This window comes from Acuticoccus sp. MNP-M23, assembly GCF_031195445.1.
Classification (GTDB): Bacteria; Pseudomonadota; Alphaproteobacteria; order Rhizobiales; family Amorphaceae; genus Acuticoccus.
Window position 1 is genome coordinate 4,600,437 of record NZ_CP133480.1, and the last position, 13,405, is coordinate 4,613,841.

The 13,405-nt window shown below is 64.3% G+C and carries 10 protein-coding genes; 8 read left to right on the forward strand and 2 right to left on the reverse strand.

The genetic code is table 11. The features are described 5' to 3' along the window. The first annotated feature begins 406 nt into the window (after window positions 1-406). The 8 genes from RDV64_RS21165 to RDV64_RS21200 all read left to right on the forward strand — a co-directional run bounded on the left by RDV64_RS21165 (window position 407) and on the right by RDV64_RS21200 (window position 9,347). Window positions 407-3,163, forward strand: a complete 2,757-nt coding sequence (locus RDV64_RS21165) for a ribonuclease E/G (protein WP_309196954.1) — start codon at window positions 407-409, stop codon at window positions 3,161-3,163. A 155-nt stretch (window positions 3,164-3,318) separates the two neighbouring features. Continuing rightward, entirely contained in the window at window positions 3,319-4,032 is a 714-nt protein-coding gene (locus RDV64_RS21170; protein WP_309196955.1) for a DsbA family protein, read from the forward strand. 10 nt (window positions 4,033-4,042) lie between these two features. After that, window positions 4,043-4,486 carry a type II 3-dehydroquinate dehydratase gene (gene aroQ, locus RDV64_RS21175; protein ID WP_309196956.1) on the forward strand — a complete coding sequence of 148 codons (444 nt, stop codon included), beginning with the start codon at window positions 4,043-4,045 and terminating at the stop codon, window positions 4,484-4,486. A gap of 72 nt (window positions 4,487-4,558) precedes the next feature. Further along, on the forward strand, window positions 4,559-5,005 hold the full coding sequence (accB, locus tag RDV64_RS21180) for an acetyl-CoA carboxylase biotin carboxyl carrier protein (protein ID WP_309196957.1): 447 nt from the start codon (window positions 4,559-4,561) through the stop codon (window positions 5,003-5,005). Next, window positions 5,002-6,348 carry an acetyl-CoA carboxylase biotin carboxylase subunit gene (gene accC / locus RDV64_RS21185; RefSeq protein ID WP_309199566.1) on the forward strand — a complete coding sequence of 449 codons (1,347 nt, stop codon included), beginning with the start codon at window positions 5,002-5,004 and terminating at the stop codon, window positions 6,346-6,348. Before accB ends, accC begins: the two co-directional genes overlap by 4 nt. Window positions 6,349-6,354: 6 nt before the next feature. Beyond that, window positions 6,355-7,035, forward strand: a complete 681-nt coding sequence (aat, locus tag RDV64_RS21190; RefSeq protein ID WP_309196958.1) for a leucyl/phenylalanyl-tRNA--protein transferase — start codon at window positions 6,355-6,357, stop codon at window positions 7,033-7,035. A gap of 11 nt (window positions 7,036-7,046) precedes the next feature. Beyond that, window positions 7,047-7,973, forward strand: coding sequence for a 3-hydroxyacyl-CoA dehydrogenase NAD-binding domain-containing protein (locus RDV64_RS21195; protein ID WP_309196959.1), 927 nt, complete (start codon window positions 7,047-7,049; stop codon window positions 7,971-7,973). 336 nt (window positions 7,974-8,309) lie between these two features. Continuing rightward, a complete protein-coding gene (locus tag RDV64_RS21200) occupies window positions 8,310-9,347 on the forward strand; it encodes a calcium:proton antiporter (protein WP_375143843.1) in 1,038 nt (345 codons plus the stop codon). A 30-nt stretch (window positions 9,348-9,377) separates the two neighbouring features. Here the strand turns inward: RDV64_RS21200 and RDV64_RS21205 are convergent, their stop codons facing one another. Both RDV64_RS21205 and RDV64_RS21210 read right to left on the reverse strand, forming a co-directional pair. Then, window positions 9,378-11,276, reverse strand: coding sequence for a mechanosensitive ion channel family protein (locus RDV64_RS21205; RefSeq protein WP_309196961.1), 1,899 nt, complete (start codon window positions 11,274-11,276; stop codon window positions 9,378-9,380). Window positions 11,277-11,524: 248 nt separating this feature from the next. Beyond that, window positions 11,525-13,399 (reverse strand): methyl-accepting chemotaxis protein, encoded by a 1,875-nt coding sequence (locus RDV64_RS21210; RefSeq protein ID WP_309196962.1) that lies wholly within the window; start codon window positions 13,397-13,399, stop codon window positions 11,525-11,527. Window positions 13,400-13,405: the final 6 nt, after the last annotated feature.

The window sequence follows — 13,405 nt, forward strand, 5'->3', positions numbered from 1 at the left end:
GCTGGCAATTTACAGTTTTGGCGGCGCCCTGCCGCTTCCTTGCGCAGCACTTCGGCGCGAAAGGACGACAACAAGATGGTCCAAACCCAAGCCCGCAGCATAAAGGTGGCGGCCTTCCCGCACCTTGCCTGCGCCGCTGGTTTCGACCTTTCGGTGGTGCGTTTGCGCGCCCTTCCCGTTTTTGCCGCGTGCACGTCGCGCCTGGCTTTCCCAAAGCGCGCCGCATCACGGCCGCCTTTTCCTGCGGGTCCCGCCCTCCGGGACGCCCCGCTTTTCTTCGCGCCGCAGATGGCGCCCGCTTCGACGGGCCGCCAGCGCAGCGCTTCCAGTCAGAACAGACAAGCTCGCTTGAACGCGCCGTGCGGAGACATCGTCCGCCGCGCCTCGCGAGCGCAGGAGCACTTCAATGTCCAACAAGATGCTGATCGATGCGATCCACCCGGAGGAGACCCGTGTGGTCGTCCTGCGCGACAAGAAGGTGGAAGACTTCGACTTCGAGGCCGCGAGCAAGCGTCCACTTCGCGGTAACATCTACCTGGCGCGGGTGACGCGGGTCGAACCCTCGCTCCAGGCCGCCTTCATCGAATATGGCGGCAACCGCCACGGCTTCCTCGCCTTCTCCGAAATCCATCCGGACTATTACCAGATCCCGCTGGCGGACCGGCAGGCTCTCCTCGCCGAGCTGGAAGAAGACGAAGCGCCCGAGCCCGCCCCCAAGCCGAAAGCACGCCGCAGCCGCTCGCGCAATTCGTCGCGCAGCAGCGACGACGCGGTCTCCGCCGAGAGCGACACGCCCGCCGATGACGCAGCGCGCGAAGCGGACGCGGCGCCGGTGACCGAAGACGGCGCCAACGCCATCGCCGCCGTCGAGAGCGTCGAGCCCGAAACCGTCGAGTCGAGCGCCGCTCCGGCCGAACCGGCAAAGGACAACGGACCGGCGGACGACACCGCAGCGGCTGCGGGCGACAGCGCCCCGGCAACCGAAGCGGCAGCCGAGGCAGAACCCGAAGCCGAGCCGGAAAAGCCCAAGCGCCGCCGCCGCACCACCAAGGTGACAACGGACGATGCCGCCCCGGCCAAGAAGCCGCGGACCCGCAAGGCCACCACCAAGAAGTCCGACACCGGCCTTGCCGACCCGCAGGTCAGCGATGACGATTCCGGTGACGAGGCCGAGGAAAACCTCACCTCCATGGGCAGCGACGACGCGTTGGAAGAGGTGCCCGAGCGCCGCCGCCGCGCCCCGCGCAAAACCTACAAGATCCAGGAAGTCATCAAGCGCAAGCAGATCCTGCTGGTGCAGGTGGTCAAGGAAGAGCGCGGCACCAAGGGCGCTGCGCTGACCACGTACCTGTCGCTCGCCGGCCGCTATTCGGTGCTGATGCCCAACACCAACCGCGGCGGCGGCGTCAGCCGCAAGATCACCGACAATGCGGACCGCAAGCGCCTCAAGTCGCTCGTCTCCGAGCTGGAAGTGCCCGAAGGCATGGGCATCATCCTGCGCACCGCAGGCGCAGCCCGCACCAAGACCGAGATCAAGCGCGACTTCGAATACCTCATCCGCCTTTGGGAGAGCGTGCGCGACCTCACCTTGAAGTCCATCGCACCGGAGCTGGTCTACGAGGAAGGCAACCTCGTGAAACGCGCCATCCGGGACCTTTACTCCAAGGAGATCGAGGAGATTCAGGTGTCGGGCGAAACGGCCTATCGTGAAGCCAAGGACTTCATGAAGATGCTGATGCCCAGCCACGCCAAGAACGTGAAGCCCTACCGCGAGGCAACGCCGGTCTTCACCGCCTACGGTGTGGAATCGCAGCTGGACGCGATGTTCTCGCCCACGGTGACGCTGCCTGCCAAGGGCTCCATCGTCATCAACCCGACCGAGGCGCTGGTTGCCATCGACGTCAACTCGGGCAAGTCGAACAAAGAGAGCAACATCGAGGATACCGCGTACAAGACCAACCTGGAGGCCGCCGACGAAGTGGCCCGCCAGCTGCGTCTGCGCGACCTTGCCGGCCTCATCGTGATCGACTTCATCGACATGGATGACAAGCGCCACATCCGCGCCGTCGAGAAGCGCCTGAAAGATGCGCTGAAGATGGACCGCTCGCGGATCCAGGTGGGCCGCATCTCCCCGTTCGGCCTCATGGAAATGAGCCGCCAGCGGATCCGCCAGGGCATGGTCGAAACCTCGATGGTGACCTGCGAGGAATGCGGCGGCACGGGCCATGTGCGCTCCACCCAGTCGGTGGCGCTCTATTGCCTGCGCGCGCTGGAGGAGCACCTCCTCAAGCACTCCGATCACCATCTCACCATCCGCACATCGTCGGCGGTGGCGCTCTACATCCTCAACCAGAAGCGCACCCATCTGAACGGGCTTGAGGAGCGGTTCCGCCTGACCATCGGCGTTCACGCCGACGAGAACCTCTCCGGCCAGCATATGGAGATCGTCAACGGCGACATCGCGGACCGCGATACCTCCATCGCCCAGCCGACCGCGCAGATTGCGCCCGACGCCGTGGAGATGGACGACGATTCCAGCGACGACGAAGAGGACGAGACCACGAGCGCTGCCGAAGAGACGACGCAGGCCGAAGGGTCCGGCGAGCGTTCGTCGCGCGGGCGGCGTCGGCGCCGGCGGCGCCGCGGTGGTGGCGGCGGCGACAACAATGCCGACCAGCAGGGCGATAATTCGTCCGACAGCCAGAACCGCGACGCGGCGGCGCAGGACAACGCACCGGCTGAAACCAGCGCTCCGGTGGCCGCTGTCTCCGAAAGCGACGACGATGGCGACAGCGAGAATGCCAGCGCCGCCGACGACAGCGATGCCGACAGTGACGGCGACGACGATAGCCGCCGCAACCGCCGCCGCCGTGGTCGCCGCGGTGGCCGTCGCCATCGTCGCGAAGACGAGGTGGCCGCCGAGGGCGAAACCGAAGGTGAAGCCGCCGCGGAGCCCGAGAGCGCCCCGGTTGCCGCAAGCCCCGTGCGAGAAATCGAGATCGTCGAGGTGACTGCGGAGGCCGACGCCAGCAACGGCGCTGCCGCCGAGGATGAAGCCGAGGCGGACGCCGAGGACGAAACCCCGCCCAAGGCTGCGCCGGAGGCGAAAGCCGACGCGCCGAAACAGCGTCGCGGCTGGTGGCAGCGCCGCTCGTTCTTCTGAGCGGGCGCTTCCCCCGGATCGCTGCATCAATCGATTGTGAGCGCAGCGCGCGGCTTTCTCCTTCTGTGGAGAACGGCCGCGCGCTAGTCACAAGCAACACACACACGTCAATGAGGTTACCCATGTTGCGCGCAGCCTTTGCAGTACTGCTCACCATGTCTGCCACCGCGGCAGTTGCGCAGGAGCCCCTTGCACGGGCAGATGTGGAAGAGATCGTCCGCGACTACATCCTGACCAACCCCGAACTGCTGGAAGAGGCCTACACCATCCTTCAGCAGCGCCGGCAGGCCGAGCAGGATGCCGCCGTTGTCACTTCTCTGCAGACCTACCGCGATGCGCTTGAAAACTCGCCGCATGGCGCCATCATGGGCAACCCGGATGGCGACGTCACGCTGGTCGAGTTCTTCGATTACAACTGCGGCTACTGCAAGCGTGCCATGGAAGACCTCGAACGCCTCATTGCGGACGACCCCAATCTGCGCGTCGTGATGAAGGAATTCCCGGTCCTCGGCCCCCCCTCCGTGGAAGCCGCCGCCGTGTCGGTCCTCGTCAACGAGATGAAGCCCGAAGCCTACCCCGAATTCCACGACCGGCTTCTTTCCGAAGGCACACCCGCGAACCCGGCGAACGGTGAACTCGCCCTCAGTATCGCCGAAGAGATGGGCCTGCCGCGCGACGAGCTGGCCGGCAAGCTGCGCTCCGAGGCCGTCCGCAGCGCCATGCAGGAAAGCTACGATATTGCAAAGGCGCTCGGCCTTTCAGGCACACCGGCTTATGTGATCGGCAACAAGGTGGCGCACGGCGCCGTCGGGTTCGACGAGCTGAAAGAGCACATCAACACCGCCCGCTGCGGCGAGACGACCTGCTGAAGGCGCCACCATGCGGGCAATCCACCTCATAAACGGGCCGAACCTCAATCGGCTCGGCACGCGCGAACCCGCCATCTACGGCCACGAAACGCTTGCCGACATCGAGAATGATTGCCGGGCCTTGTGTGAAAAGAACGGGCTGGGGCTTGTCACGCGCCAGTCCAACGTGGAAGGCGAGCTGGTCACATTCCTCCAACAGGCTGTGGATGAAGGCGCTGTTGGCGTTATCATCAATGCTGGCGCATACACGCATACCTCAATCGCGCTTTATGATGCGATCCGTAGTATGGACGTGCCGGTGATTGAGACACATCTGTCCAACACCCATGCACGGGAGAGTTTCCGTCACCACTCGGCCATCGCGCCGGCGGTGACGGGCGTGATCATGGGGTTTGGCAGCCAGTCATACAGGCTGGCCGTGCTTGCGATTTGCGAGCGCATGGGCACAAGGTGATCGAGCGGATGCGCGAGGCGCATTCGCGCTGGTAACAAAGGGGTACTGCGCGTCTGTTCGCGCATAACAACAATGGCGCAATCCAACATCGACGAGGCAGCAATCCGTTCGCTTGCCGCCCTCCTCCACGAGAATGACCTGAGCGAAATCGAGATCGTCGAAGGCGACTCGAAGCTTCGTGTCACGCGGCAGGTCACCGTTCAGGCGGCTCCTGCCATGCCAGCGGCCGCGGCAGCCCCCGTCGCCGCGCGCACCGACAGCGGGTCAGCCCCCGCCGGCCGCCCCGAAGGCGCCGTCATCTCCCCCATGGTGGGCACCGCCTACCGCGCCTCCGAACCCGGCAGCCGCCCCTTCGTCGAAGTGGGTGATACGGTCCGTGCAGGCCAGGTCGTGATGATCGTCGAAGCGATGAAGACCATGAACCAGATCATCTGCGACGTCGCCGGTACGGTGCGCGAGGTGTTCGTGGAAGACGGCCAGCCGGTCGAGTACGGCGAACCGCTCCTGGCGATCAGCTGACGATGATCAAGAAAGTCCTCATCGCCAACCGCGGTGAGATCGCGCTCAGGGTGCTTCGGGCCTGCAAAGAGCTCGGCATTGCCACGGTCGCGGTCCACTCCACCGCCGACACCGACGCCATGCACGTGCGCCTTGCCGACGAATCGGTCTGCATCGGCCCGCCCCAGGCGTCGGAAAGCTATCTCAACATCCCGAGCATCGTTGCCGCATGTGAGATCACCGGCGCCGACGCGGTCCACCCGGGCTACGGCTTCCTGTCCGAGAACGCCCGTTTCGCGGATATTCTGGAAGCCCACGGCATCATCTTCATCGGCCCGACGGCGGAGCAGATCCGCATCATGGGCGACAAGATCGAAGCCAAGCGCACCGCCAAGGCGCTCGGCATCCCGGTCGTCCCCGGCTCCGAAGGCGCGATCCGCTCCAACGAAGAGCTGCTGCGGGTTGCTGAAGAGGTCGGCTATCCGGTCCTCATCAAGGCGAGCGCCGGCGGCGGCGGCAAGGGGATGACCGTTGCCAAGGGGCCTGACGAAGTGGTCCAGGCCGCTGCGCGCGCGCGGGCCGAGGCCAAGGCCAACTTCGGCAACGACGAAGTCTACCTCGAGCGTTATCTCGCCACGCCGCGGCACATCGAGATTCAGGTTCTGGGCGATGGCCAGGGCGGCGCCGTGGCGCTTGGCGAGCGTGATTGTTCGCTCCAGCGCCGGCACCAGAAGGTGTGGGAAGAGGCCCGCTCGCCCGCCCTCACCGAGGAGCAGCGCACCGAGATCTACGCCACCTGCGCCAAGGCCATGCAGGACATGAAGTACCGCGGTGCCGGCACCATCGAGTTCCTGTACGACAATGGCGAGTTCTTCTTCATCGAGATGAACACGCGCCTGCAGGTGGAGCACCCGGTCACCGAAATGATCACCGGGCTCGACCTGGTCCACGCGCAGCTCAGCGTGGCATCCGGCGAGCCGCTGACGATCCGGCAGGACGACATCAGCTTCCACGGGCACGCCATCGAGTGCCGCATCAACGCCGAGCACCCGGAAACCTTCATTCCCTCGCCGGGCACCATCACCCACTACCACCCGCCGGGCGGTCTTGGCGTGCGCGTCGATTCGGCCGTCTATCAGGGCTACAAAATTCCGCCATATTACGACAGTCTGATCGGCAAGCTGATCGTTCACGGCAACAGCCGCAGCGAGTGTCTGATGCGGCTGCGGCGTTCGCTGGACGAATTCGTGGTCGACGGTGTGGAATCGACGTTGCCGCTGTTCCGCCGGCTTATCCAGAATCCGGATATTCTGGCAGGCAACTACGATATTCACTGGCTCGAAAAGTTTCTCGCCAAGGAGTGAGGCCATATGAGCGGGGCCGACAACATTGTCCTGGAGATCACGCCAGAGGTCCTGCTCAAAGCCTACGCGTGCGGCATCTTTCCGATGGCCGAATCGGCGGAGGACCCTGGCCTTTACTGGATCGAGCCTGAGCGCCGGGGCGTTCTCCCGCTGGACGAGTTCCACATTCCGCGCCGGCTTGCGCGGCTTGTGAAGCAGGATCGGTTCGAGGTGCGTGTCGATTCAGACTTTCATGGCGTGCTCGACGGGTGTGCGGCCCCTGCCCCGGGCCGCCAGCGCACATGGATCAACGCGCGCATCCGCCAGCTTTATTCGAGCCTCTACGAAATGGGTCACGCCCACTCCATCGAGACCTGGCTCGACGGGCAGCTGGTGGGCGGCCTTTACGGGGTGCGCCTGCGCGGCGCGTTCTTTGGCGAATCGATGTTCTCCACCGTGCGCGATGCGTCCAAGGTGGCGCTGGTGCATCTGGTCGCGCGGCTCAACCGCGGCGGCTTCACGCTGCTGGACACCCAGTTCATCACCGATCACCTGTCCCAGTTCGGCGCCACCGAGATCAGCCGCCGCGCCTATCAGGGCCGGTTGGACGAAGCGCTGGGCATCAACGCCGATTTCGGGCCATGCCTGCCGCTGAGCGGCGTGCAGGCGCTCGCACATGCCAGCGTGAACCCCATCCCCCACCCATGAGCGAACGCGCAATGCAGAGCGAAACAGCCGACCGGACCACCATCTGCGTGATCGGAGCCGGCCTGATGGGCCACGGCATTGCATGGCTGTTTGCCGCCAACGGCTATGATGTTGCACTGCACGACCCGGTGCCGGAGGCGCTGGCCGCAGCCCCGGAGCGGCTTGCCGCCATTTCCAGCCTCCTTGGCAAGGGCGAGGGTGCGCCGGCCCGCGTGCGCCTTTGCGCCGAACTGGCGGACGCTGCTGCTGGCGCGGCCTTCGTCTTCGAGGCCGCGCCCGAAAAACTGCCGCTCAAACGCGAGATCTTTGCCGCTCTGGAGCGCCACGCACCGGCTGACGCCATCCTCGCCTCCAACACCTCAGCCCTCCCCATCAGTGCCATCTGCGACGGCTTTGAAACCGCGCACCGCATGGTGGGCACCCATTTCTGGAACCCGCCGCACCTCGTTCCGCTCGTGGAGGTGATCGAGGTGGAGGGCATCAACGGCGACGCGATCGGCCCCACAATGGCCGTGCTGGAAGCCGTCGGCCGGCACCCGGTGCATGTGCGCAAGGATGTGCCGGGCTTCATCGGCAACCGCCTGCACCACGCGCTGAAGCGAGAGGCGATGGCACTGATTGCGGACGGTGTCTGCGACGCAAAGACCATCGACGATGTGGTGAAGCTTGGCTTCGGGCGGCGCATGTCGGTGCTGGGGCCCATGGAGCAGTGCGATCTGGTGGGGCTTGAGCTGACCGCGGACATTCAGGCGACCATTGCGCCGGCGCTGGACAACACCGCCGGCATCCATCCCGCCCTGCAGGCGCATCTGGATGCGGGGCACCTTGGCATGCGCAGCGGTCAGGGCTTTCGCCACTGGGGGCCCGGTGAGGCCGATGCGGTGCGTGAGCGGCTGTCTCGCTTCCTGGCCGAGCAGGCCCGCGAAAGCGAAAGCTGATCTTGTTTTTTAAGATTGCGGCATTGAACCGGCCAGCATCTCCAGTGATAACGCCTGAACTTTCGGACCAGACTTGCGGGCCATGATTGCAAGGCTCGATTGGCAGATGAACTGCGCTACGCAACCGTCAAAGACCTTGTGCAACCGCGGTGAAGCCCCGTTTGTTGCGCAATCCCGGCCCGCCGGGCTGCGTTGTTTTACCCGCCGTCACGGCGCCGCCGTGATGGCTGCGACGATCACGGCCACCGTACGAGGATTTCAGGCGTGACCGCCGCGACAACAACCATTCCCGCGCACTCCAATCCCGTTTGGGTCCTGGTCGTCCCCGTCGCCGCCATGGTGTTTGCCGTGCTGGAATTCATGCACATCATCCCGTCGGACCTGGGTGTTGTCGAAATTCTGGCGGCTGCCCTTCTGGGCGGCACCGTGTTCGCCGCAGTGCACCATGCCGAGATGATCGCACTGCGCATCGGTGAACCCTTCGGCTCCATGCTGCTCGCCGTTGCGGTGACCGTGATCGAGGTGTCGCTGATCATCTCCATCATGCTCGCCAAACCGGAGGCGGGCTCGGATATTGCGCGCGATACCGTGTTTGCTGCCGTGATGCTGGTGCTGACGGGCATTGTCGGCTTCTGCCTCCTGGCCGGCGGCTTGCGCCACCACGAACAGGGCTTTGGGGTGAACGCAGCCAGCGGCACGCTCAGCGTGCTCGGCACGCTTGCGACGCTTGCGCTGATCCTGCCGAACTTCACCGTCGCCGAACCCGGCCCCCATTATTCGACGTGGCAGCTGATCGGCGTCGCTGCGGTTTCGCTTTTCCTTTATCTCCTGTTCCTGTTCGTCCAGTCGTTCCGCCATCGGGACTATTTTCTGGATCCCAATGCGCCCGCGCACGAGGTTGAGCACGCAAGGCCATCGGCCAGAGCGGCACTGATCAGCCTGCTCTTGCTCATCGTTGCGCTGGTGGCCATCGTTCTCATCGCCAAGGGGCTGTCGCCGGCGCTGGAGCGCGGCGTTGCGGCAGCGGGCCTGCCGAGCCAGTTCGTCGGCATCATCATCGCCGCCGTGGTGCTGATGCCCGAAGGCGTGACCGCCTTCAACGCGGCGCGCAGCAACAACCTTCAGCAAAGCCTCAACCTGGCGCTGGGCTCGGCGCTGGCCAGCATCGGGCTCACCATTCCGGCGGTCGCCATGACCGCGCTGGCGCTCGGCATCCCGCTGACGCTGGGGCTGGACTCGGCGGACATCGTGCTTCTGGCACTGGCCCTCTTCACCGCCACGCTAACGCTCGCAACCGGGCGTACCACCGTGCTGCAAGGCGGCGTCCACCTCGTGCTGTTCGCAACCTTCCTGATCATCTCTGCCATCCCCTGAGGATGGCAGGTCGCAGCGACGACCGCGGCGTCAGCGGCGGCCAGCGGCTGCAAGCTGGCTGAAGAGCTCGGGCGGGCCCGCGCCCGGCCCCGCCGGTGCGGTGCCCCCTGTGTTTGGCGTATCGCCGGTGACGTAATTGATCTGCGAGGGCAGCGCGAAGCTGCTGCCGGACTCCTCGACGGTTTTCAGAACGCCGATCAGAAGCTCCTGCTGGATGCGCAGAAATTCGGTCCAGTCCGCACTCTTCACGTAAGCCCAGATTTCCACGTTCAGCGCGTATTCGCCAAAGCTGCGGAAAACCACACGCACCGTATCGTCCTTGACCCGGTCGTCGGCCTTCAGCATCGCCTCGAGCCCGGCGCAGACGTCCGTCATCTGCGCAGGCGTCGTGCCGTAGCGAAGGCCGACGGTGGTGTGCACAAGGTTGGAGTCGCGCCGGGTGAAATTGGTGATCGACATCTGGGCGAAGTCGGAGTTCTGGACCGTCATCAGGGTGCGGTCGAGGCCGCGCACCTTGGTGGAACGCAACCCGATGGCCTCCACAGTGCCCAGCTGGTCGCCGAACATGCAGAAGTCGCCCACCTTCACCGGCCGGTCCGCATAAAGGATGATGCCGCCGATGAAATTTTCCAGTGTCGGGCGGACCGCAAGCGCGATGGCAAGACCACCGACACCGAGGCCGGCAACAATGCCGTAGACCGGAATACCCACGTCCCGCGCACCGAGGAACAGGATGTAACCGGCAAAGATGATGCCGATCACCCGCAGAAGCAGGCGGATCAGGCTGGCGTCCAGGCTTTCCTGCTTGAACCGCGGCGATGCGATGACGAGGGCCGCAACAAGGTTGAACAGGAACACCGCAAGAAGTGCGAAAGCGAACGCATCCGCAAGCTCGATCGCCAGCTCGAACGAGGCCAGCACGGCTCCGGTGAGGTTGATGATCTCATCGACCACCCAGTGGTAGATACTGAGCGTCGCAATGATGAGCAGCGGTACGAACACACGGTGAAAGGCCCGGCGCAGCGGACTGATCGACTGCGCCCGCCGCACCTCCCAGCGCAGGAGCCCGGCAACAAGCGCCGCAGTCACCGCCGTAATGACCACAAGGGCAATCCACTGCCACAGCGCCTGCTCATAGTAGTTTTTGAGCATGGCAGGCGGCAGCTGCAGCACGTAGCGGTAAAGCTCGATAGGCGTCGACAAGCCCGGACCCGTGACGAAGTGCTGATAAAAGTCGATCGCGTCAGCCGAAAGCCGGGGCGAATCCTGCACCAGTGCATAATATTCCGGCAGCGCCTGAAGCGTACTGGGCGAGAAGCGGAACTCCGGCTCACCCGACGGGCTTTCGCTGCGCACCATGCGGATCTGTGTGCCGGGCACGGTCCAGCCGGTGGCGGCTGCGCCCTCCGCAACCTCTGCACTCCCGGGGATCGACGCAAGATCGGGCAGCACAATCCGGTCCATCACCTCTTCCAGAAGAAGGACCGAATTGACGCCGACTGTGCGCCGGGTTGCCGGAGGCACCTGCGACAGGTCCAACGTGGTGGTGGCGCGCGCCAGACGATCCAGCGCCTGATCCTTGAGCTCCAGGACTTCGGGGGTGTCGAAGATGGCGTCGTTATCAGCCGACACGTCAAATGCGGCCATCAGGGAGTCGGCCGCCCCCTGTGCCAGCGATCGGAAGCTGACAAAGGTTTGCCGCGGCGATGAGACGGGCGCAGGCGAAAGCGGCGAGATGGTGTCGAGCGGGTCGACAACGCCATTGGCCTGAACGGTCGGTTGCACCGCCGGGGCTACGGTCCGGTCTGATACAGTGGCAGGTTCGGAGGCGGGGCTCTGCTCAGTGTCTTGTGCCTGGGCGGATGCGTGGGCGACCGCCGCAATACAAGCCAGAGCCAGAAGAAGCGTCCCGATGGTGCGGCGCGCCACTGCCGCTCCGACAACCATCGACTGAGGAACCCCCATCGAATACGCCATATAAATTACCCACGCCCACACAGATTGAAGCTTTGCTGTCCAAAGGACGGTTAAGGGGCAAAGGTGGTCATTTGCAAGGCTGCGACGATTTTCTGCAAATCTGACGACGCTGATTATAGCTCGCCTGCATTATGTGCATGAAGTTTGAAGCATGCACCGTCTACCTGCGAGAACGAGCCTCGAAGGTCTTGCTCCGCGATCTATTCTTTCACAGCCTGAAGGAATATCGCAACTTCCTTGCGCAGTTCGGTTTCTTGTCTCGTCAGGCCGGCTGCGGCCTCCAGCATTCGGTTGGCCGCCTCCCCGGTCTTCCGGGCGCCCTCCTGAACGTCGGCGACTGACGTGTTCATCGACATTGTCGCGCCGGACGCCTGCTGCGCATTGCGGGCAATTTCGGCCGTAGCCGCCGTCTGTTCTTCCACCGCTGCGGCAATGCTGGAGGCGATCTCGTTGATCTTGCCGACCGTGTTGCCGATGGATTGGATTGCCGTGACAGAGGTGCGCGCGGCGTCCTGAATGCCAGTGATACGGCCGGTGATCTCTTCAGTGGCTCGGCTCGTCTGCATGGCGAGGTTCTTCACCTCGGAGGCGACGACGGCAAAACCCTTGCCCGAATCGCCCGCGCGCGCAGCTTCGATGGTGGCGTTCAGAGCCAGCAGGTTGGTCTGGCTCGCAATGTCCGAAATGAGGCTGACCACCGCGCCGATTTCCTGCGCCGCCGACGCGAGAGCCGCCATTTCCTGATCCATGCTGCGCGCTTCGTCCACCGCGCTGTTGATGGTGCGGACCGACTGGTTCACCTGCTCGCTGATCTCGGAGATGGATGACGACAGCTCCTCGGAGGCACTGGCGATCATTTCGACGTTGCTCGATGCCTCCTGCGTGGACCCGGCGGCGCTTGTCGCCTCCTCCTCTGCGTCTTCAGCGGTGCTCGCAAGGGAGCGCGCAGTGTCCTGGATGGTTTCTGCCGACCCCGAAACCTGTTCAACGATGGAGCCGACGGAGCGCTCGAAATTCGTCGCCAGCTCAAGGCGGCCCTCCCGGGCCTCTTCCGCCGCACGCGCTTCGGCTTCCCGCTGCTCCTCTTGCAGTGCGATCACCTTGTCCGCACCATCCTTGAAGATTTGCAGGGCGCCTGCCATCGCACCGATCTCGTCCCGGCGGTCGCGCTCGGGAACGGTGATGGTGCGGTCACCGGCGGCAAGCGCGTTCATCGCGGCGGTCATCCGCTGGACAGGCCTTGCGATGCTGAAGATCAGCGCCACGCCAACCCCGATCGCCATCACGAAGGTGCCCACGGCACCCAGCAATGTGGCAAGCTCCGAGCTGCGGTTCGCGGCCTCGGTCTGAGCGTCCAGCTCGGCGAGTTCGGCCAGCGAGATGGCAATCACTTCGTCCACAAGTGTCAGAATCGAGCGCACCGCAGAGCCGGCGGCCTCCGCTGCGACGACAATCTCGTCCCGGTCCAACCGAACATCTTCCGGCTCGAAGTGGCCGTCCGCGAATGTCTCGCGCCAGCTGACACCGCGCTGCTCAATTTCGCGGATGCGCCGGTTCAGGGCGGGGTAATTTTCAGTGAGAGCAAGCGCAGTGGCAATCCGCTCTGTAAACACGACAACAAGCTTGTCATATTGCTCGCTCGTATCCTGGCCGGGCGCGATGAAGTGCTCGACCAGATAACTGTCCTGACGGCTGAGCGCGTTGTAGCTCTGCTCCAGCGCGAGCGCCAACTTCGCCATCCTGTCCATTTTTGCGGAACTGGTCTGTGCCAGTTGCAGCTGCATGATGACAAACGCGCTGACACAACTTGTCAGGACGAGAAGAGTGGCGAAAGCAAAGACAAACTTTTTCGAGATGCTGATATTCCGAAACAATTGAAAGCGAGCACGCCCTGCGCCATGCGAGGATGACGCAGCGGCGACCATCTCGTGTTCATGTTTCATCCAGAATCTCTCCACTCGCACAAACGAAGTCGCGACAGCCGAATCGAATACACACGGGCGCTTTCGCGGAGATTGCGGCAGATTCCACCAGCTTATGGACTTTGCCGGCAAATCCAGGGCAGATGATTGCACCCATCT

Excerpts from the sequence above, each read along its gene's own strand:
- RDV64_RS21165 (WP_309196954.1), top strand. The coding sequence starts at position 407 with ATGTCCAACAAGATGCTGATCGATGCGATCCACCCGGAGGAGACCCGT.
- RDV64_RS21170 (WP_309196955.1), top strand. The coding sequence starts at position 3,319 with ATGTCTGCCACCGCGGCAGTTGCGCAGGAGCCCCTTGCACGGGCAGAT.
- aroQ (WP_309196956.1), top strand. The coding sequence starts at position 4,043 with ATGCGGGCAATCCACCTCATAAACGGGCCGAACCTCAATCGGCTCGGC.
- accB (WP_309196957.1), top strand. The coding sequence starts at position 4,559 with ATGGCGCAATCCAACATCGACGAGGCAGCAATCCGTTCGCTTGCCGCC.
- aat (WP_309196958.1), top strand. The coding sequence starts at position 6,355 with ATGAGCGGGGCCGACAACATTGTCCTGGAGATCACGCCAGAGGTCCTG.
- RDV64_RS21195 (WP_309196959.1), top strand. The coding sequence starts at position 7,047 with ATGCAGAGCGAAACAGCCGACCGGACCACCATCTGCGTGATCGGAGCC.
- RDV64_RS21200 (WP_375143843.1), top strand. The coding sequence starts at position 8,310 with ATGGTGTTTGCCGTGCTGGAATTCATGCACATCATCCCGTCGGACCTG.